At 56.5% G+C, this 18784-nt stretch carries 15 protein-coding genes and 1 tRNA gene; 15 read left to right on the forward strand and 1 reads right to left on the reverse strand.

The window, feature by feature from the left end; genetic code table 11:
• Positions 1 to 389: 389 nt before the first annotated feature.
• The 13 genes from Mal52_RS07335 (at position 390) to Mal52_RS07395 (ending at position 12931) form a co-directional block, all read left to right on the forward strand.
• Complete coding sequence (locus Mal52_RS07335) at positions 390 to 1409, forward strand: DUF1559 domain-containing protein (RefSeq protein ID WP_145375113.1); 1020 nt, start codon at positions 390 to 392, stop codon at positions 1407 to 1409.
• A 171-nt stretch (positions 1410 to 1580) separates the two neighbouring features.
• A tRNA-Ser gene (locus tag Mal52_RS07340) sits at positions 1581 to 1669 on the forward strand.
• 415 nt (positions 1670 to 2084) lie between these two features.
• Positions 2085 to 2426, forward strand: coding sequence for a hypothetical protein (locus tag Mal52_RS29655; protein ID WP_197534728.1), 342 nt, complete (start codon positions 2085 to 2087; stop codon positions 2424 to 2426).
• Positions 2427 to 2586: 160 nt separating this feature from the next.
• Entirely contained in the window at positions 2587 to 3168 is a 582-nt protein-coding gene (locus tag Mal52_RS07350; protein WP_145375115.1) for a hypothetical protein, read from the forward strand.
• Positions 3165 to 4148, forward strand: coding sequence for an HTTM domain-containing protein (locus Mal52_RS07355; protein WP_145375117.1), 984 nt, complete (start codon positions 3165 to 3167; stop codon positions 4146 to 4148). Before Mal52_RS07350 ends, Mal52_RS07355 begins: the two co-directional genes overlap by 4 nt.
• 112 nt (positions 4149 to 4260) lie before the next feature.
• Positions 4261 to 5679: an arylsulfatase gene (locus Mal52_RS07360; RefSeq protein ID WP_145375119.1), complete on the forward strand. Its 1419-nt coding sequence runs from the start codon at positions 4261 to 4263 to the stop codon at positions 5677 to 5679.
• 31 nt (positions 5680 to 5710) lie between these two features.
• A complete protein-coding gene (locus Mal52_RS07365) occupies positions 5711 to 7522 on the forward strand; it encodes an MFS transporter (RefSeq protein ID WP_145375121.1) in 1812 nt (603 codons plus the stop codon).
• Between the two features lie 170 nt (positions 7523 to 7692).
• Entirely contained in the window at positions 7693 to 9051 is a 1359-nt protein-coding gene (locus tag Mal52_RS07370; RefSeq protein ID WP_145375123.1) for a DUF1501 domain-containing protein, read from the forward strand.
• Positions 9052 to 9057: 6 nt separating this feature from the next.
• A complete protein-coding gene (locus Mal52_RS07375) occupies positions 9058 to 9939 on the forward strand; it encodes a WD40 repeat domain-containing protein (RefSeq protein ID WP_145375125.1) in 882 nt (293 codons plus the stop codon).
• 191 nt (positions 9940 to 10130) lie between these two features.
• Positions 10131 to 10520: a winged helix-turn-helix domain-containing protein gene (locus Mal52_RS07380; protein ID WP_145375127.1), complete on the forward strand. Its 390-nt coding sequence runs from the start codon at positions 10131 to 10133 to the stop codon at positions 10518 to 10520.
• A 113-nt stretch (positions 10521 to 10633) separates the two neighbouring features.
• Positions 10634 to 11254: a hypothetical protein gene (locus Mal52_RS07385; RefSeq protein ID WP_145375129.1), complete on the forward strand. Its 621-nt coding sequence runs from the start codon at positions 10634 to 10636 to the stop codon at positions 11252 to 11254.
• On the forward strand, positions 11251 to 11994 hold the full coding sequence (locus tag Mal52_RS07390) for a hypothetical protein (RefSeq protein ID WP_145375130.1): 744 nt from the start codon (positions 11251 to 11253) through the stop codon (positions 11992 to 11994). Before Mal52_RS07385 ends, Mal52_RS07390 begins: the two co-directional genes overlap by 4 nt.
• 13 nt (positions 11995 to 12007) lie before the next feature.
• Positions 12008 to 12931, forward strand: coding sequence for a DUF1559 domain-containing protein (locus Mal52_RS07395; RefSeq protein WP_145375132.1), 924 nt, complete (start codon positions 12008 to 12010; stop codon positions 12929 to 12931).
• A 123-nt stretch (positions 12932 to 13054) separates the two neighbouring features.
• Here the strand turns inward: Mal52_RS07395 and sthA are convergent, their stop codons facing one another.
• Entirely contained in the window at positions 13055 to 14389 is a 1335-nt protein-coding gene (gene sthA / locus Mal52_RS07400) for a Si-specific NAD(P)(+) transhydrogenase (protein ID WP_420824946.1), read from the reverse strand.
• A 995-nt stretch (positions 14390 to 15384) separates the two neighbouring features.
• On the opposite strand from sthA, the gene Mal52_RS07405 reads away from it, so the two are divergent.
• Both Mal52_RS07405 and Mal52_RS07410 read left to right on the forward strand, forming a co-directional pair.
• Positions 15385 to 17499 carry a glutamine synthetase III family protein gene (locus Mal52_RS07405; protein WP_145380567.1) on the forward strand — a complete coding sequence of 705 codons (2115 nt, stop codon included), beginning with the start codon at positions 15385 to 15387 and terminating at the stop codon, positions 17497 to 17499.
• A gap of 228 nt (positions 17500 to 17727) precedes the next feature.
• Positions 17728 to 18759 carry a potassium channel family protein gene (locus Mal52_RS07410; RefSeq protein ID WP_145380568.1) on the forward strand — a complete coding sequence of 344 codons (1032 nt, stop codon included), beginning with the start codon at positions 17728 to 17730 and terminating at the stop codon, positions 18757 to 18759.
• Positions 18760 to 18784: the final 25 nt, after the last annotated feature.

Below are 18784 nucleotides of genomic sequence, written 5' to 3' on the forward strand. Positions count from 1 at the left end.
ACAGGGCAACCGGCTGTTGCATACCCCGTCGCTCCAATTGCGATGCCATAGCAGTGCCAGAGCATGCTCAACATTACGCACGAGTGTGCCAGTGCGAATTCAAAGGTGTGCGGTATCTGCGAAACACTGGCAAAGCCAGTGGCACCCCACCCAATTAGCAAATCGTGACAAACAGCTAACCGGGTGGCAAAATGACCAGTGTGACGGGAAATTGCCGAAAATCGATCACAAAGTTCGCAACGAGGATTGACAGCCTTTTTGGACTCGGCCATACTTGGAATCAAGTTGAGACTGAGTCTCAGTATCTGCCCTGGCCCTGTTTTTTGGTGCCGTTGTTGGCTGGGTGTCAAGCAATTGTCGTTGTTGTTAACTCGATTAGGATTTCGGATATGCTTCCAAAACGTGTTTCGCCAAATCGTCGCAACGGGTTTACTCTCATTGAGTTACTGGTTGTGATCGCCATCATCGCCATACTGATTTCGCTGTTGCTCCCCGCAGTGCAGCAGGCACGCGAAGCCGCGCGGCGGACACAATGTCGCAATAATCTCAAGCAAATCGGCTTGGCTTTGCACAACTATCTCGACGTCAACCGGGCGTTTCCGCCGGCATTCTCCCTCGGCAACGGTCCGGGGGGGCAGTGGTCGTTGCATGCCCGCATTCTGCCGTACATCGACGGCGTGAATCTCTACCAGACTGCCGATTTGGAGCAGTCCTATACTGCGGGGACTGCTCCTGCCAACGTACGGGTCGCTACGTATCTGTGTCCCAGTGATATCAACGACAAGCCTCGCGGCAGCGATTATTATCCCACGTCGTACGGGTACAACGGCGGGACCTATACCGTTTTTACGCACAGCAGCGACACAGTGGTGGTCGGCTCGGATACGTATATTCTGGGGGGGCAGCTGAGTGATGGTTCGTTTGGGCCGAATAGCAACACCAAGATCAGAGATTTCACGGACGGCACGAGCAACACGCTCTGTTTTGCGGAAGTGAAGGCGTTTACGCCTTATATTCGTGATGGTTTGGATGGGCCGGCAGCCGCTCCGACGGACTTGTCAGTTCTCACTGCAGGTGATTTCAAGGCCGACACCGGGCATACGGAGTGGGTCGATGGCCGCGTGCATCAGACCGGGTTCACCACGGTCTTCACGCCCAATGCGATCACGCCGATCACCGACGGGACCGATTCAGCTGAGAGTGGCGACTTCACATCGTGTCGCGAAGGGAAGACCCCCTGCGTGGGTGAGCCCGTCCGTGCAGCGGTCACCGCTCGTAGTTATCACACCGGGATGGTCTTGACCTTGTTGATGGATGGCTCGGCGCGCTCGGTCAGCGAAAACATCAGCCTGTTCACATGGCGCGACTTATCGACCCGTGCCGGTGGCGAAATCCTCGGTGAGTTTTAAGGGGTGACGGCAGAACATGCTGGCAGCGCAAATCGGCGGTGCGAAAATGTCGGTGCGGCGATTGCGTTCTGTCGATTCTCCGGCGAAGAAAACTGCCAGTCAAACTTGCTTTTGGCCCGTATTTGCTTATCATCACTGTGAGTTGCGACTCAGCGCGTTGTGACTCCATCGGGAGAGATGGCTGAGTGGTCGAAAGCGCCGGTTTGCTAAACCGGTGAACCCAGCAATGGGTTCCGCAGGTTCGAATCCTGTTCTCTCCGCCTTGTAAAAAGCCGCAGGTCACTCTGTTGTGAGTGGTTTGCGGCTTTTTTTGCGCCCCGCCTGGCTTGGCGGAGCGGCGCACTCTTCCCCTTGAGGTCTGTGGGCCTCCGTCATGGGGTGTACAAACCACTGGTTTCCGCGTGGAGGGTAGCTGGTGTGGATTCAATGTGATTCTAGTTGTGTGTTCACATTGACTCTATTCTTTGAGGTGCTGCTCTCTGCTGTTAACTTGCTTGTGTTTCGTAAGTCGCTTACCAGTATGGATATATGGTGTATGCGTGTCTGTGGGGCGTCGATTGGCATGCCAAATGCTTTATGTCATTGAAGTCTCAAAACGAATTGAGAGCAACAAGGCAATCAAAACGAACCGCGGCTGTTGCCGGGTTTCGGAACATCCAATCGAAAGGGGTAGTTATGAAAGTTTTAGCAAAAGCCGCAGTTTTGGCATTGGTCGTGGGTGCGGGGCTGTTTGTCACCGATCAGGTTTCGGCGGAACAAAATGAGATTCGTCTCGCCAGCTCACACGGTCACCGGGGTGGATTTCGCGGTGGATACCGTGGCGGTTATCGCGGCGGGTTTCGTGGGGGCTACGGTCATGCCTATCGGGGCGGATATCGCGGCGGGTTCCGTGGTGGGTACCGTGGCGGATTTCGAGGGGGTTACGGCGGTGGATTTCGCGGTGGATACCGCGGCGGATTCCGTGGTGGTTACGGTGGGTCCTACTACGGTGGATACGGTAGTGCTTACTGTGACTAGTCACACCAAGTAGCCGACCAATTTCCGGCAGGGGAGCGCACGGGGTTTTGGTATCGCCACGCTGCGATGCTGAAGCCTCGATTGCGACTCCAGGCCGAAGCTTGCTGCTAGGTTTAGCAGCGTTCTTAACAGTCACTCATCAACTCAAAAGGGCAAAGCGATGTCCACGCGTATCCGTGTCTTCATGTTCTTCGCCATCGGCCACATGGCGTTGGTCGCGCTGGGGATGGCTCATATCGGCGTGTTGCCGACGACGACGATTCCCGGCAAGGCGCTCCGCGTGTATACGGGGGTTTCCGGGGCAGACAAAGGTTACGGATTCTTTGCGCCGGGCGTGCGGCATCAGGAACGAGCGGTGTTCTTGATGACCGACGCTGAGGGGCGGCAATGGGAAGGGGACCTGGGTTTCGGGGAATCCGCGGAAGCCAACTTGCGTTTGGGGAGCACGGCAAATGTACTACGCGAGGTCGATGATGAAACGGCTTTCCACTTCATGCGTTCGATGGCGGCCAAGATGTTCCAGCGACATCCAACGGCGCAGACAATTAAAGTTCAGGTGCAAGCCTATGGAATCAAACTTCCCGGCACGTCCAATGGGGTGCCGGCGATCGATTTTCCTACGATGGCTGAATTTCGCAGCGGGCAACAGCCGGAGTGGATCGACCTTTATTCATTGACCTTTCAAGCGGACGAAGCGGGGCAAACCGTCGCTGTTTTAGATAATCAGGGGATGCTGAAATGATTGAGCGTGAAACCATAAAACGTGGCGGCCGGCGGGTCGCAGCTGCGATGACTGAATTCTTCACGGCACCCGCCTCGGCAAAACCGTTGGCCGTGTTTCGCATCGGATTGGCAACGGTGTTGTTGGCGCAGGCCTTTTCCTTGGCGGCAAATGTCACCGATCTGTTTGGGCGCGAGGGGTTGATTCAATGGGACGTCACCTACGACGGGACAGACCGCTCTGCGATGGCCTGGGCCTATCCGCATCTGAGTTGGTTTGACGGGCTGTTTGCCGCACTGGGCTTGAGCGAGTCGACCGGGGTGTATGTGATGTTTTCGCTGTATGTCACGTCCTTGGTGTTTTTGCTGGTGGGTTTCAAAACCCGCGCCGCGTGCATTGCGACGTTTGCATTGCAATTGATTCTGTCGAATAGCAGTCCGGCAACCGTTTATGGCGTCGATTCGTTTGCCCGCGTGTCGTTGTTTTATGCCCTGTGGATGCCGTTGGGAGCGGTCTATTCGATCGATGCGATCCTGCAGCGCGGCGGAGCGGTGAACTCGTCAGCGGCGCGGATTGGCCTGCGGTTCCTGCAGTTGCATATGGCACTGATGTATCTGGCGTCGGGGATTGGAAAAGGGATGGGCGCGCAATGGTGGAACGGCGAAGCAATCTGGCGAGCGGTGACGATGCCGGAACTCGCGCAATACGACATGTTGTGGTTGGCCAATTATCCGTGGTTGCCAATTTTCTTGGGTTGGGCGACGGTGATTTTAGAGGTGGTCTACATTGCTGCTGTCTGTAGTCGTCGCACGCGGCTACCGATCGTTTTGGCGGTGATTAGCATGCACGTGGGCATCGCACTGTTTTTGGGGCTGGTGTCGTTCGCGTCGCTGATGATCGTGCTCAACGTTTCGGCCTTTCTCATTCCCTCGGAACCGACCGGTTTGAAGCAAACCGCTGCCTCGTTTGACCCGCAATCAATGGTCGCCGTAGCGGCTTAATGCAGCGGGGAAGGGTGAGGCGTTTGTGCCGCGGCGACATCGTGCGTAGAATCAGAAGCATGACCGTGAGGCGTTCGCGCCGTTGGCCCGATGTTTCTGAGGATGACACACGATGTTGCGAATCTTGTTTTTCGTGGGATGTTTGACCGTTGGTTTCGCAAGCACACTGTCGGCTGCGGAGGCGCCGCCGAATATTGTATTGATCATGGCTGACGATCTCGGCTATGGCGAACTGGGGTGTTACGGCCAAAAAATCATCCGCACGCCGAACATCGACCGGTTGGCGGCCGAAGGAATGCGATTCACGCAGTGTTACTCCGGCAGCCCGGTCTGCGCGCCGTCACGGTGTGTGTTGATGACGGGCAAGCACACGGGGCACTCGTTTATTCGCAACAACAGGGCGACCAAGCCGGAAGGGCAATGGCCGATGGACGCCGCCGAATTGACGGTGGCTGAGTTGCTCAAAGCGCAAGGCTACGCCACGGCGGCGATTGGCAAATGGGGGCTGGGTATGGTCGATACGCCCGGCGATCCCAACCGGCAAGGCTTTGATTTGTTCTTTGGTTTCAATTGCCAAACCCATGCACACAATCATTATCCGGTGTATCTGCGGCGCAACGATCAGCGGGTGGAACTGGAAGGCAACACCCGTAGCCTGACCGGCAAGCAGTATTCGCAGGATCTGTTTATTGACGAAGGGCTGCAATTCATTCGCGCGCATCGCGAACAGCCGTTTTTCTTATACCTGCCATTCGCTGTTCCACATTTGTCGATTCAAGTCCCCGAAGAATCTCTGGCGGAATATACCGACGAGATTCGCGAAGAGGACTACATCCACAAGGGGTATCTTAAGCACCCCGCGCCGCGAGCGGGGTATGCCGCGATGGTGACACACATGGATCGGGGCATGGGGCAAATCATGGAATTGCTCAAAGAGTTGAAGCTCGACGACAACACGCTGGTAATTTTCACGTCGGACAATGGGCCGACTTACAATCGGCTCGGTGGTTCAGATTCCGACTTCTTCCATTCCGCCGGACAGTTCCGCGGATTGAAGGGCAGTGTCTATGAAGGGGGAATCCGCGTACCGCTCGTCGCCCGCTGGCCGGGACATATTGCTGCGGGAACCGTGAGCGATCATCTCTGCGCGCTGTGGGATATGTTGCCGACATTGATGGACGTTGTCGGAGCCGGCGAAAAAACGCCGACTGATATCGACGGCATCAGTTTGGCGCCCACTTTGTTGGCTGGTGGTGATCAACCCGTGCATGACCATCTGTATTGGGAATTCGCCGCCTACCGTGGACAACAGGCAGTTCGCTGGGGCCGGTGGAAGGGGGTGCGGCAGAATATGTTTCAGGGAAATCTGGCGATCGAACTCTATGATCTTCAAAACGATCCCGGTGAATCGAATGACGTGGCCGCTGAGCATCCGGAGGTGGTGAAAAAAATCGAGCAGCTCATGCAGTCACAGCGGACTGTCTCGGCAGCGTTTCCCTTCCCACAACTCGACGGGGATACGGCCCCGTAAACGCCCTCTAAAACAACGTTAGGACCTGCGGATGCCTCAAGCGGTTCAGAGTGGTGAGGATCGGTCTCCTGCGGCACAGCGGCCGACGAATGTGCGGTTGCTCGTCGTGATCATCGCAGCGGCAACGTCGGTGTTGTTGTATCTCGATCGGTTTTGCGTCAGCTTTGCGGCGGATTATATCAAGGAGGATTTGCACCTCACGCAGGAGCAGGTGGGGTATTTTCTGAGCGCCTTCTTTTTCTCATATGCATTGGCGCAGGTGCCGGCGGGGTGGCTCAGCGACCGTTACGGCGCGCGGATTATGCTGGCGATATACATCCTCGTCTGGTCGGTCTTCACCGCCATGATCGGAGCGGTGCATAGTTTTGCGCTGCTGTTGCTGACGCGGTTGGCGTGTGGATTAGGGCAGGCAGGAGCCTATCCCACGTGTGCCAGCGTGTTGAGCAAATGGGTACCGTTTCGCAAACGGGGGGCGGCCAGTGCCTGGATTTCACTCGGCGGACGCTTTGGAGGTGCAATTGCGCCGCTGCTGACCGCGTTTTTGATCGTGCAGTTTGTTCCCAGCGATACGCCTGTTGAGTTTCAAGCGGACGATATTAAAAATGGGCCGCGACTGTGTGCCAAGATCTTCCCCGGTGATGAAACCGCCGCCGATGGTTTGTCTGGTGTGAATGCTGATGCAGTGGGGCGGCATGTGTGGTCGCTGCTGAACGAAGAATCGCAGCACGTGGTTCGCCGCGGGGCAGCGGATTTCGAAAAACCACAACTCGCGCCGCAAGATACGGTGAAGTTGGTGGCGGCAATGAATGAACTATTGGCATCGCCGCAGCTTTACAATGAAGAGGCATTCAAATCGGCGAACTTGGCGCGGGAAACGCTGAGCACATTGAGTCGGGGGGACGACCAACGACCGCTGAGCGGTATGCAACTACGGCGGTTCAACCGGTTGCTGCTCGAAGCGGGATTTCCCAACGAGGTCAGCAAACTCTATGTGCGTGGATGGCGGCCGGTGATGTATGTGTACGGCTTCGCGGGCATCATCGTGGCAGCTGCCGTGTGGATCGTGTATCGCAATCGGCCGGAGGTGCATCCCTGGTGCAATGCGGCGGAGTGCAAGTTGATCGCTGCCGAACGTCCCGCCAATGCGCCCAGCCCGCACGGCAAGGCGGGGATGATTCCGATTGGCCGGTTATTAAAAAGCCGTAGCATGTGGCTGTCCTGCTTGGCACAGTTGGGGACCAATATCGGTTGGGTGTTTTTGGTGACATGGTTCCCGCGGTATTTGATTTCGCAACACAACGTACCGATCTTGCAGCGCGGGCTGATGGCGATGACGCCGCTGATGGTGGGAATCGCCGGGATGTATTGCGGAGGGTGGTTGACCGACAATTTGACACGGCGTTTGGGGGTACGGTGGGGGCGGCGGTTGCCGATGTCGGTCACACGATTCGCAGCGGCTGGGGGTTACGGATTGTGCTTGTGGTTTTCGACGTTTGGGGCGGAGTCGGCGATGAATTCTCCCTGGATGTATGTTGCAGCCTTTTCGCTGGTGGCGTTTTCGACCGACATGGGTGTCCCTGCCGCTTGGGCATTTAATCAAGATGTCGGCGGGCGGTACGTCGGCTCGATCCTGGGCTGGGGCAATATGTGGGGCAACTTGGGAGCCTCATTTTCGCCGCCGATCTATAATTATTTTCTGGGCGAAACACCGGGGCCGAACCAATGGAATGCGATGTTTGTCTGTTGTCTGACAGCGTTCGTGTTTTCCGGAATCTGTGGACTCGGTATCGACGCCTCGACACCCATCGCGCCGCCGGATGAAGTCTCCGTTGAGGAGGGATAGGCTGCCGTCCGCCCGTGCGAACCGTGCGACCTGCAAAGCACTGCTGGGCAAGTCAGCAGTGGCACCCGCGGTACTGCGGAGATGCTGCGCTATTGTTCCACACGTGCGGTGGCGGTACTCTAATGAAAGGGGACGACGCACATCTCCGGGAGCAATAGGGAGACGACTGGATGTTGAGGATACCGGGAAGCGGATTTCGGCTTTGCGACGGGGTTTCCCGGCGGTCGTTCCTCCAGGTCGGCGGATTGGCGCTAGGAGGCTTGAGTCTGCCACAATTGTTGCAAGCTGAGGAGCAGGTTCCCGGCGGCAAGTCGCACAAGTCGGTGATCATGGTGTTTCTCACCGGCGGGCCGCCGCATCAAGATATGGTCGATCTGAAGCCGGAGGCGCCGGCGGAGTATCGCGGCGAATTTTCTCCCATTCATTCCAATGTGCCGGGCCTCGACGTTTGCGAGCATTTGCCATTGATGTCGCAGCGGATGGACCGGTTGGCGGTGATTCGCACACTGGTCGGTTCCGAGGGGCGGCATGCGGCGTTTCAATGTTTGCATGGGCACCCGGTGCTGAATCAGCCGCCCGGCGGGTGGCCTTGTTTTGGGTCGGTGATTTCTAAGTTGCAAGGTCCGCTGAATCGCGAGATTCCCGCCAGTATTAGTTTGCAACCCCGCATCGGCATTCAGCCGTGGAGCGATCCCGGACAGCCGGGGTTTGCGGGCATGAAACATGCGCCGTATGCACCCAACGCCACCGGAACACAGGATCTGGTGTTGGAGGGGATGGATATGTCGAAGCTGAACGATCGCCGTGCGCTGTTGGATCGCATGGACCACTTGCGACGCACGTTGGATACCAACGACGCCGTCGACGGCATGAATACGTACTACCGGCAGGCGTTTGATATCTTGACCTCGGGCCGTTTGGCGACCGCTTTGGATGTCGAACAGGAAGATCCGGCGGTGCGCGAGCGCTATGGACGCGGGTCCAAGGAACCGGCCGGTTATGGCGATGCAGGTTGGATGCGGAATGAAGACTTTATCGTCGCCCGGCGGCTTATCGAAGCGGGGGCGCGGGTCGTGACGCTGTCGTTCGGACGCTGGGATTGGCACGGCCAGCCGCACGGTACGAATTTTGACAACGCTCGCGATCATCTGCCGGCGTTGGACCAAGCGTTGACGGCACTGTTGGATGATCTGCGCGACCGCGGCATGGAGGATGACGTCTCGGTCGTGGTCTGGGGTGAATTTGGTCGCACGCCGTTGATCAACAAGCGAGGCGGGCGGGACCATTGGCCCAGCGTGGGATGTGCGCTGTTGGCCGGCGGCGGTATGCGCACAGGGCAAGTCATCGGTGCGACGAATGCGCGAGCGGAACACCCGATACAACGCCCGGTGCATTTTCAAGAGATCTTTGGCACGCTGTATCACAATCTCGGGTTGGACGTGGGCAATCTAACGATCAACGATTTGACGGGTCGCCCGCAGTTTTTAATCGACTACGGCAAATATCAACCGTTACCGGAACTGGTTTAAGCCACCATGACGACACCTATCCTCAGCCTTGGTCACAGGAACGCCGCCTATTCGGTCGCGTTTGCTCGTGATGCGCAGCTGTTGGCCAGTGGTTGTCTAGATAAGACGATCTCAGTGTGGGATTTGCCGTCGGGAAAACAGCGGATGCAGTTGCGTGGACATCGCGAGGCGGTGTGTGAAGTTGTCTTTTTACCCGACGGCGTCACGCTGCTGTCGGCGAGTTTGGACAAGACGTTGCGGCTGTGGGATCTGGAATCAGGCAAACTGAAATCGACGCTGACGGGAGTGCACCAGACCTATCTGACCTGCATGGACGCGTCGGCCGATTGCCGTCTGGCAGCTTCCGGCTCGCACGACAAGAGCGTGGTTGTTTGGGATATTGCTGGTGGACAGCCATTGGGGGAACTCAAGGGGCATACGGATCTGATTACCGCCATTGCGATGTCGCCCGACGGAAAAGTGATCACCTCGGGTGGACACGATGTGCTTGTGCGACTTTGGGATGCAGAGAAGCGAGAGCCGCTTAAAGAGCTCGGTCCGCACACCGCAGCCATTCAAAGCCTCGCATTCTCGCCGGACGGAACGACCGTCGCCGCTGGTGATGACGATGGTGTGATTCGAATTTGGAATACCAAGACAGGGGACTTCACAAAGATTCGCGGCGGGCATCAGCGGACGGTGAAGTCGCTAACCTTTTCTCCCGATGGAACTCAACTCGCCTCCGGCGGGGCGGACACGACGGTGCGGATTCACGACGTGGCCACGGCGCGCGAAGTGAGGAATCTCCAGGGGCATCGCAACAGCGTCTACGATGTGGCCTTTGCCCCCGACGGCAAACAGTTGGCCTCCGCCGGTTTCGATCGAACGGTGCATGTTTGGAGCCTTTGAACGCCAGGAAGCGCGATTGGGCTGTTGAAAAAACAGCGTGCGGATATAGCGAACCACAAAGATTTTCCCTCAAGCCTGTCCCCTCAAGCCTCACGCCTTTTTCCAGACGAAGTCCAATCAGCTCTTAGACCGAATTTCGCTACGCCACTTCTCTTTAAGCGGACTTCTCTGAAATAACAGGACCTATTCAAATGGCACGTCAAAAACAGGCGCAGGTGGCGGTCACGCCGCGGGCGAAGGTCTGGTTGGAGGTCGATGGCACTTACATCTTTGGGTTGGGGATTTGCCGCATCTTGGAGGCGGTAGAAGAGACCGGTTCGATCAAGAATGCCGCTGCTGCTGTCGACAAAAGCTATCGGCACGTGTGGTCGCGCATTAAAGAGGTCGAAGCCCGGCTGGGGATCGTGCTGGTGGAAACGCAGGTGGGGGGCGGCGATCTGCGGCGGAGCACGCTGACTGAACCCGCGCGACAATTGACGGCTCGCTATCGAGAGATGCGACAACAGGTGTTTGAAATTGTCGAAGAGCAGTTTACGGCGGATATTCAGGAGATTGTGAATGGCGTGAGGAGTGAAGGGTGAGACGCGCGGTCTGCTCCTCTTTCTTGCGTGTCGCGGCGGTTTGCGTTACGATTCGACCAATTGGCACGGGCTTGCCATTTGGTCGAATCTTTGTACGTAAATGAGAGTAACGCATGACGCCGGCACTAAAACCGCATCCTGGGCTGTTGGGCAAAACCAGGTTACATCGACTGGCCCGCGCAAGCGATGTGCCATCGACCACGGAGTGGCTGATCCTGATTGGATTTGGCGTTCTCACCGCCGCCATGTCGACGCTGATTGACCTGCATCTGCGCATCCCCGGGCATGCGATTTTGAAGGTCGTCTTTCCGGTGGCGGCGGGGTTGGCATTGGTTCCGCGACAAGGGGCCGGATCGATCATCGGTGTCTCGGCGCTGGCGACGGCGATCGCTTTACGGATGCTTGGTTTTGGCGGTTCGGGTTTGGGATTTGGGGCGTTGACGAGTCTGACGGTCATCGGTCCCACGCTGGATTGGATGTTGCGGCATGCACGTTCCAGCCGCGCGGTTTATATCGGATTCGTGCTCGGCGGACTGTTCACCAATTTAGCTGCGCTGTTGGTCCGCGGGACGTTAAAGGGGGTGGGGCTGGAACACGCGGGCGGGCGTCCGCTGTCGGTCTGGCTGTCGCAAGCGGCAATCACTTATACGATCTGCGGTATCGTAGCCGGATTGTTGAGCGCCTCGGTTTGGTTTGGTGCGAATCCGCCACAGAAGCAGGAGTCGACACCGTGATTATTGTCGGCATTGATGATACGGATATCATCGGCTCGCGGGGGACCAATCAACTGGCGCGGCAAATTGTCCGCGAACTTTCAGCGGATTGGAGTTGTCTGCGAATCGTCCGCCATCAACTTCTAGACGATCCCCGTGTACCGTACACCTCAAAAAACGGTTCGGCGTCGATCACGCTTCAGCGTCGGCAAGATTCGTTGCGCTCGCCGGATCTTGTCGGCGAAACGCCGTTGGCCGTCGATTCGGTGCTGCAATGTTGCCGGCGGGTGATGCGGGACTGGTTTATCGAAGGGAGTGACCCGGGATTATGTCTGCTAACCGGGGAGTGCCCTCCGGAGGTCGTCGAATGGGGCCGCCGCTGCCAAAGCGAGTTTGTTGAGCGCGAAACCGCGTTCGCAGTTGCCGCCGCTGTCGGCGTGCACCTAGAAGCTTTGGGCGGCACCGAAGATGGAGTGATTGGAGCATTGGCTGCGGTGGGGCTGGCATGGGCACAAAACAGCGGTCGCATCATCCAGTTGGGTGAGTGGCCCGATGATCTTTCCGGAGCACAACCCGTCGACGCGCTCCGCAGTCGGGATGTGTGCGTTCAGGGATACGGGACGGACCAAAAAATCACGGATGGGACTGTCGACGTAGGAAAACATCTCCGTCCGAACGTGCGGCACGGGGCGGCGGTGCTTTTTGTTGAAGCAACCGCCACACAGTCGCCGCAGCTGTATCAAGCAGTCAAATTACCTTAAAGGTTCAATTTCGATGAAGTTCAGTGCTCCAGGTTCCACACGTTCACCGCAGCCAGCGGCTGGCAAAGGTTTTACGTTAATCGAATTGTTGGTCGTGATTGCGATCATCGCGATTTTGATTGCGTTGCTGTTGCCAGCCGTGCAACAAGCCCGTGAAGCGGCTCGGCGGACGACTTGCAAAAACAACATGCGGCAAATTGCGCTGGGACTGCACAATTATCAATCGACGCACCTCGTGTTTCCGATGGGCGTGTTGGGGACTAGCGGCAGCACGTCGAATGGACATTTGCTAACAACCTGGCAGACGCTGATTTTGCCCTACATCGAACAAGTCGCTGTGTACAACGAATACGATTTCAATGTGCGTTTCGATGACCCCAACAATGCCGCTGCGGTCATCCATGTCATTCCGACCTACCTGTGTGCCTCACAACCCGAAACCGATGTCGTCGATTTGCTGTACGGCCCCAGCCACTATGCCGCTGCATCCGGCACGACTCCCGGCGCGGATGACGGGATCTTGTATCCGCTCTCCGCAACACGTTTCCGGAATGTGACGGATGGCACGACCAATACCTTGGCGGCTGGAGAAATCAATTTCGAATTCGGCGGTTGGGCGCGAGGAGCGATCAATTCCGGCGGAGGTGGCGGCGGCGGCGGTGGGGGAGGAGGCGGAGGCGGCAGTCAAGGTTTCGCACGGGGCGTGCTCCGCTGGTGGAAGGCCTCACCCAATTGCGCCCAGCCGGGAATGAATCCGCCGGGAACGAGTTGCTCCAGCAGCGCCGAGCGACGTTTCCAGTTTTCCAGCCCGCATGTAGGCGGCAGCCACTTCTCGTTGGCCGATGGCAGCGGACGGTTTATCAGCGAGTCGATTGATGTCGACCTGTACCGCGCGCTATTCACGGTGCAGGGTGGCGAGATTGTTAATGAGTTTTAGCGGTGACCGGTTTGGCTTCTGCCTAGCCGTTTGGGTTGGGGGTATCGTTCGTCCTGCATAGAAAGGTGCGTCACGACGCACCCTACATTGTCCTCAGGCCTGTTCCCTCACGCCTCATGCCTTCTAAAACAAGCGATTGAGTCCGTTGAGGGCGGCGACGCGGTATGCTTCGGCCATGGTGGGGTAGTTAAACGTCGAGTTGACGAAATAGCGAAGCGAGTTTTGTTCGCCCGGCTGGGACATGATGGCTTGGCCAATGTGAATAATTTCCGACGCGTTGGCTCCGAAGCAATGAATGCCGAGCAGTTGCAGCGTCTCACGATGGAACAGCAGCTTGAGCATGCCCACGGTTTGGCCAGTGATCTGCGCGCGGGCTAGGCTCTTGAATGTGGATTGCCCCACTTCGTAGGGGACGCCCATCTCTGTGAGTTCGCGTTCGGTCTTGCCCAACGAACTGATTTCCGGGCTGGTGTAAATGCCTGTGGGAATATCTTCGATCAAAGCCCGCTCGCACTCGCCGTGGACCAGATGAAAGGCGGCGTAGCGGCCTTGCACATAGGCGGCGCTGGCCAGCGAAGGTTGGCCGATCACGTCGCCCACTGCATAGATGTGTTCAACGGACGTGCGGAAATGCTCGTCCACATGGAGCAGCCCGCGCGAGTCCGGTTCAATGCCGACGGACTCTAAGCCCAGGTCGTTGGTATTTCCGCTTCGTCCCGCGGCCCATAACAGGATGTCGGTTTTGATTTGTTTTCCGGACTTGAGATGCAGGATAACGCCGTTATCCACAGGTTCGACGCGCTCGTAGGACTCGCGGTGCCGGAGAATCACGCCGCGGTCCCGCAGGTGGTAGCTGAGCGCGTCAATGATTTCATCGTCGAGAAACTCCAACAGTTTGTCCCGGGTGTTGATGAGATTGACCTTCACGCCGATGTTGCGAAACATCGAGGCATATTCACAACCGATAACGCCTGCGCCAAACACGCTGATCGAACGGGGGGTTTCCTGAAGATCCAAAATCGTGTCGCTATCGTGGACCAGCCGGTGGTCGAAGTCGATTTCGGGGGGGCGAAAGGGGCGCGAGCCGGTAGCGATCACAAACGTTTTTGCGGTTAATGTCCGTTTGCCTCCCAGTTCGTCGTAAATATCGATGGTATGTGGATCGCGGAACTTCGCGTGCCCGTCGTAAACCGGGACGCTGTTACGATCATAAAAGCTTTGCCGCATATCGACCTGCCGCTCGATGACAGATCGGGCGGAGCGGCGGAGGTTGGAAAAGGATCGCGCTTTGGCGAGCGCCTCGGAATCGACGAGCCGACTGGTGAGCAAGTTGGCCACTTGGAAGACAGCGAATCTGAGCGCTTTGCTGGGAATGGTCCCTTTGTGCGTGCAGTTTCCGCCGATCATCTCCATGCGTTCGACGACAGCAACGGACCGGCCTAGCTTGGCCGCCTGCATCACGGCCCCTTCACCGCCTGGTCCCGTTCCGATTACAACAACATCATAAGTATGGTTATTCAATGGTTTTGCCGTCCGTTCACGTATCCGATAACTTCCCGCACAGTGACGCAAAGTCGTAAAAACAATTCAAAAGGTCAGGACGCAAATCCAGTGCCGCGATGAGCGTCCGGTGCTGAAATGGCAATCCCAACCGGGCCGGGGAGGGGGGATCGGTTCACGCGCCTCAGGGACTCCACAGGTTGTGGTCACAATCGAGTTTTCAGAATCGTGGTTGCCGGGAGCTTGGTCGTTGTGCATTGTTTGCAGGCAGTCGGTGCCAGCTTATTTGGCGTTTGATTGATGAGTTGGAGTTGGGACGATTTGTCGCAGCTTGAATTGTGCGAATTGCTGGGATTGCTGGTGATAGGTTCGGGAGTCTTCATTCCCCGCCACAATCGTCTGATTTCTGCAGTTATTCCGGCTAAATGTGGTTTCGGAGTCGTGAGAACGTCGAGCGTGACCTGCCCTGGTGACCGTACCATCGGTCATGGTTTGAGAAATCATACACGTTGAAGCGATGTTTGGCACGTGCTCTGCTATCAAATTGCTCAGTATGCAGTTGTTGATAGCAATAACGGCATGTTCAACAGTTAATGGGTAGTCGACGTTTGTTGAGTATTTTCTTGCGGGATCAGAAAGCACTTGGTCGGTCACCGGCAGTTTTAAGCCCCGGCATTTTTGGGCGAGGCGTCGGTAATGACCAGTATGGATATCATCGCTGTTCAGGAAGAACAGCTTGTTTTGGTAGGGAGACTGACACCCGGTGGAGATGTGGGAGTCGGCGCGACGATCGCCGCGAGAAAGGTACTGACACAGTGAGTACGGTTACACACCAGAACACTAATAAAGACGGCACATACGCAACCTCCAGTAACGGATCGAAGACGACGGTTGGCACAGCGCGGGCTGCGGCGATCGCGGCGGTGACCGGCTATTCGCCGAGTCCGTCGCCGATGAATTTTAAGGATACGCCGACCGGCGAGCTCTTTAACGCCAATGTCTTTTCCAAGGCGGTGATGAAGCAGCGGCTGCCTAAGCCCGTTTTCGCGACATTAAGCCGTACGATCGACGCTGGTGAAAAGCTGGATTGTTCTACTGCCGACGCGGTTGCGTCAGCGATGAAGGACTGGGCGATTGAAAAAGGGGCTACGCACTACGCCCACGTTTTCTACCCGTTGACCGGCTTTACTGCCGAGAAGCACGATAGCTTTCTCTCGCCGGATGGCGAAGGGGGCGCGTTGGCTGAATTCTCCGGCAAGCAGTTGATTCAAGGCGAACCGGATGGTTCCAGTTTCCCGACCGGCGGGATTCGCGTGACGTTCGAAGCCCGGGGTTATACGATTTGGGACGTCACCAGTCCCGCGTATATTATGGAAAACCCCAACGGAACGACGTTGTGTATTCCGACGGCGTTTGTCTCCTGGACGGGCGAAGCACTGGACAAAAAGACGCCAGTACTGCGTTCGATGCAAGCGTTGAACATACAAGCCCAGCGGATTCTCAAACTCTTCGGCCACACAGACGGAGCCATGGTTTCTTCCACAGCTGGTCCGGAACAAGAGTATTTCCTGGTCGACCGGAACTTCTATTTTGCCCGTCCGGACTTGTTGAACGCCGGTCGCACGTTGATGGGGGCTCCGCCGCCAAAAGGTCAAGAATTCGACGATCATTACTTCGGTGCGATTCCCGATCGCGTCTTGGCGTTCATGCTCGAAAGTGAGCGAGAGCTGTTCAAACTGGGGATTCCGGTCAAAACGCGGCACAATGAAGTGGCTCCGGGCCAATTCGAAATTGCGCCGATGTTTGAATTCGCCAACATTGCGACCGACCACCAACAGTTGTTGATGACCACGTTGAAACGGACGGCTGAGAAGTACGGCATGGCCTGCTTGATGCATGAAAAACCGTTCGCGGGCGTCAACGGTTCTGGTAAGCACGTCAACTGGTCCATGGGGAGCGCCACGCAAGGCAATCTGATGGATCCGGGCGACACGCCGCATGAAAACGCGCAGTTCCTGTTGTTCTGTGCTGCTGTCATTCGGGGCGTGCATAAATTCCAAGGCTTGCTGCGGGCTGTTGTGGCTTCGGCGAGTAACGATCATCGCTTGGGGGCCAACGAAGCTCCGCCGGCGATCATTTCGATCTTCTTGGGAGATCAACTCACCGACGTCTTCGAACAGATCAAAGGGGGAGGTGCCAATTCTTCGATTCCCAAGGGAACGTTGACCGTTGGTGTCGATGTGTTGCCGCCGCTGCCCAAGGATGCCGGCGACCGCAACCGGACCAGCCCGTTTGCCTTTACCGGAAATCGTTTTGAATTCCGTGCTGTGGGATCGAACCAGTCGATCGCCGGTCCGTTGGTGGCCATGAATACGATCGTGGCCGATTCACTGGACTACTGTGCGACGCGATTGGAAGAAGCGACCGGTGGTGATCCGAGTAAACTACACGGTGAGTTGCAAAAACTGCTGACTGAAATCATCAACGAACACGGCGCGGTTGTGTTCAATGGTGATGGCTATAGTGACGCTTGGCACGAGGAAGCTGAAAAACGCGGCTTGCTCAATCTGAAGACCACGACCGATGCTCTGCCTGTTCTGCAATCGGAAGAGGTCAAGGAATTGTTCGGTAAGTACGCGGTACTTTCTGAACGTGAATTGTCCAGTCGTCTCGACACGTATCTTGAGCAGTATTGCAACTCGATCAGTGTGGAAGTCAAACTGACACTCGAAATGGCCAGGACCATGATCTTCCCGGCTGCGATTCGGTATCAGAACGAGTTGGCTTCGACGTGTGCGAACTTGAAAATGTTAGGTTACGAATTCGATACCGATACGTTGGATACGATGACCAGTCTAGTGAAGGCGTTGCAAGACAGCATTGCTGAACTGGAAGCGACATTGGAAGAGCCGGAAACGGATGATCTGCTGGCAGAAGCTAGCAATTATTGCCATGTCGTGTTGCCGGCAATGGGCAAGGTTCGCTCGATTGCTGACAAACTGGAAGCAGTCGTGGCCGATGACTTGTGGCCGTTGCCCACCTACCAGGAAATGCTGTTTATCAAGTAATATTCGCGATTTCAAATTGCTGAACAGACAACGCGACCGGCTTCGGGAATGTGTACACCCGTGGCCGGTCGTGTTCGGGTCTGGAGCAATACAGCGGGTCTTGAAACACCATTTTCGGTTGTAGAGTGGGATGAAACGATTGTGGGATCCGAAGCCTCCGCGCCCCCTCGGGCAACGTTATCGCCTTCCTTGACGGACTCGGGACCGTTTCGCAAGATCGTCACGGGCATGTCATTGTTCTTGGCGATTTGCGTGATCGCAGTCACCGGCTATGTGGCAGCGGGCTGGGAATTGGATGATTCGATTTATATGGTGATTATCACCATCTTCGGCGTCGGTTACGGCGAAGTGCACCCGATCGATTCGCCAGGTCTCAGAGCGCTGACAATTCTGGTCATCATCGCTGGTTACGGCGCGGTGATTTATACCGTCGGTGGATTCATGCAGATGTTGATCGACGGCGAGCTGAATAAGGCATTGGGAGCCAGGAGAATGGCCAAAGAGATCGAACGCTTGGAGGGCCATACGATTATCTGCGGTGTGGGCCGCATGGGAACGATATTGGCTCGCGATTTGGCTGCGGCAAAAAAACCGTTTGTGGTCATCGATAGTGATGAGCGGCGGATCCAGGCGGCCGAGGCCCAGGGTTATTGGGTGATCAATGGCGATGCCACCGAGGAATATATTCTTGAACAGGCCGGCATCCGCCAAGCATCAGTGCTAGCCACGGTCCTTTCGGCTGATACCACAAACGTGTTCGTCACGATTACTGCCCGGGAAATGAATCCAGCGGTTATGATTATCGCACGCGGCGAAAATCCTCGAACCGAAAAAAAACTGCTGGGCTGTGGCGCGAATCGGGTCGTATTGCCGACGGCCATCGGTGCGACCAAAGTCGCACAGTTGATTATTCGACCCAAAGCCGAGAATATGTTGGAGCAAATGACCCATCAGGGGGACATGCAGGAGGAATTGGGCCACATTGGATTGCAGTTCGATGAGTTGGAAATTGGTCCCGGATCGATCCTGTTAAACAAACCGTTGAGCACGATTGAGGTTCGCGGGAATCACGGTTTTTTAATCGTAGGGATTCGGCATGCGGACGGGACGATGACATTCAACGCCAAAACGGATACGAAGCTAACGCAAGGCGACGTGGTGATCGTACTTGGGCACAAATCCGACATCCCTCAACTCGAGGCAAAATTCTCAGCCCGCGCGAATGTCCTCACCTATCGCGGAGTGAAAATAGAAAATTAATGCTGCCGCACCGCAGTTTGTCAAA

This window comes from Symmachiella dynata (genome assembly GCF_007747995.1).
GTDB classification, from domain to species: Bacteria; Planctomycetota; Planctomycetia; order Planctomycetales; family Planctomycetaceae; genus Symmachiella; species Symmachiella dynata.

Excerpts from the sequence above, each read along its gene's own strand:
- Mal52_RS07370 (WP_145375123.1), top strand. The coding sequence starts at position 7,693 with ATGTTGAGGATACCGGGAAGCGGATTTCGGCTTTGCGACGGGGTTTCC.
- Mal52_RS07365 (WP_145375121.1), top strand. The coding sequence starts at position 5,711 with ATGCCTCAAGCGGTTCAGAGTGGTGAGGATCGGTCTCCTGCGGCACAG.
- Mal52_RS07385 (WP_145375129.1), top strand. The coding sequence starts at position 10,634 with ATGACGCCGGCACTAAAACCGCATCCTGGGCTGTTGGGCAAAACCAGG.
- Mal52_RS07380 (WP_145375127.1), top strand. The coding sequence starts at position 10,131 with ATGGCACGTCAAAAACAGGCGCAGGTGGCGGTCACGCCGCGGGCGAAG.
- sthA (WP_420824946.1), bottom strand. The coding sequence starts at position 14,389 with ATGCAGGCGGCCAAGCTAGGCCGGTCCGTTGCTGTCGTCGAACGCATG.
- Mal52_RS07405 (WP_145380567.1), top strand. The coding sequence starts at position 15,385 with ATGAATTTTAAGGATACGCCGACCGGCGAGCTCTTTAACGCCAATGTC.
- Mal52_RS07375 (WP_145375125.1), top strand. The coding sequence starts at position 9,058 with ATGACGACACCTATCCTCAGCCTTGGTCACAGGAACGCCGCCTATTCG.
- Mal52_RS07335 (WP_145375113.1), top strand. The coding sequence starts at position 390 with ATGCTTCCAAAACGTGTTTCGCCAAATCGTCGCAACGGGTTTACTCTC.
- Mal52_RS07410 (WP_145380568.1), top strand. The coding sequence starts at position 17,728 with ATGTCATTGTTCTTGGCGATTTGCGTGATCGCAGTCACCGGCTATGTG.
- Mal52_RS07350 (WP_145375115.1), top strand. The coding sequence starts at position 2,587 with ATGTCCACGCGTATCCGTGTCTTCATGTTCTTCGCCATCGGCCACATG.
- Mal52_RS07395 (WP_145375132.1), top strand. The coding sequence starts at position 12,008 with ATGAAGTTCAGTGCTCCAGGTTCCACACGTTCACCGCAGCCAGCGGCT.
- Mal52_RS29655 (WP_197534728.1), top strand. The coding sequence starts at position 2,085 with ATGAAAGTTTTAGCAAAAGCCGCAGTTTTGGCATTGGTCGTGGGTGCG.
- Mal52_RS07355 (WP_145375117.1), top strand. The coding sequence starts at position 3,165 with ATGATTGAGCGTGAAACCATAAAACGTGGCGGCCGGCGGGTCGCAGCT.
- Mal52_RS07360 (WP_145375119.1), top strand. The coding sequence starts at position 4,261 with ATGTTGCGAATCTTGTTTTTCGTGGGATGTTTGACCGTTGGTTTCGCA.